This is a genomic window from Bacillus sp. CBEL-1 (assembly GCF_004348885.1).
In the GTDB taxonomy this organism is placed as follows: domain Bacteria; phylum Bacillota; class Bacilli; order Bacillales; family Bacillaceae_H; genus Priestia; species Priestia aryabhattai_A.
Genome location: NZ_SBIM01000002.1, coordinates 1 through 728, shown reverse-complemented (window position 1 = coordinate 728; position 728 = coordinate 1). Strand labels below are relative to the sequence as shown.

Genomic DNA, 728 nt, shown 5'->3' with positions numbered 1-728 from the left:
GTCATAGAAGCAAGCTTCTAATCAGTTCGCTCGACTTGCATGTATTAGGCACGCCGCCAGCGTTCATCCTGAGCCAGGATCAAACTCTCCGAAGAAATGTTTGACTTGCTCATAAAAGTTTAAAAAATTAACGTTGACGTTTGTCGCTTTGTTCAGTTTTCAAAGTTCAACCGCCGCTCTTAAGCGACTTTATTATCATACCAAGTTTTTCACCTGGTGTCAAATACTTTTTTGAAAGAAAAAGAAAAATCTTTTTCAGCCTGGCAACGTCCTACTCTCACAGGGACAAAGTCCCAACTACCATCGGCGCTAGAGAACTTAACTTCCGTGTTCGGCATGGGAACGGGTGTGACCTCTCTGCTATCGCCACCAGACATGAATTGAGATTATTCTCTCAAAACTAGATAACATGTTTGCTGAGTACTAAGTTTACTGTCTAGCTACGGCTCCTAATTGTTCGGTCGTTTCACTTCTGTTATTGAAACCAAAGAGCGGTTTCCCTATCAGAAGCTCCAACGCCTTTCACAATTGAACAGTCGCCTTCGCTTTTCTAATTTGGTTAAGTCCTCGATCGATTAGTATCAGTCAGCTACACACGTCGCCGTGCTTCCACCTCTGACCTATCAACCTGATCATCTTTCAGGGATCTTACTAGCTTGCGCTATGGGAAATCTCATCTTGAGGGGGGCTTCATGCTTAGATGCTTTCAGCACTTATCCCGTCCACAC

At 44.0% G+C, this 728-nt stretch carries 3 rRNA genes; all 3 read right to left on the bottom strand.

Annotated elements, in window-relative coordinates:
* Positions 1–95 (bottom strand): 16S ribosomal RNA (locus tag EPL02_RS00180); the annotation flags it as partial.
* Positions 96–258: 163 nt separating this feature from the next.
* Positions 259–374 (bottom strand): 5S ribosomal RNA (rrf, locus tag EPL02_RS00175).
* A 181-nt stretch (positions 375–555) separates the two neighbouring features.
* A 23S ribosomal RNA gene (locus tag EPL02_RS00170) occupies positions 556–728 on the bottom strand; the annotation flags it as partial.